The 255-nt window shown below is 66.3% G+C and carries 1 pseudogene; it reads right to left on the reverse strand.

Annotated features, from left to right (window positions below):
- Positions 1–255: pseudogene (locus KGQ19_RS53685) on the reverse strand (IS4 family transposase); the annotation flags it as partial.

A 255-nucleotide genomic window follows, 5' to 3' on the forward strand; every position in this document is an offset into this window, starting at 1 on the left:
GTCAACAGCGGGAACAACTGTCTGGCATAGTCCAACTCGCTGACCGTGTCGGGCCCGAACACCGCCCCCATCACCGCGCGGGTCCCGGTCTCCACCAACGCCATCAACATCAGCATCGGATAGGGCAGCGGCCCGTGGCTGTTGCTCCGCAGCCCGAAGAACGCCCGGTTGCGGTCGCTGTCCGGCACTTTGAACGAGGCACAGCCGTCGAAGGCCACCGTGCGCCAGCGCCGATACCGAACACCTGCCATCCCC

It is taken from the genome of Catenulispora pinistramenti (assembly GCF_018274385.1).
GTDB classification, from domain to species: domain Bacteria; phylum Actinomycetota; class Actinomycetes; order Streptomycetales; family Catenulisporaceae; genus Catenulispora; species Catenulispora pinistramenti.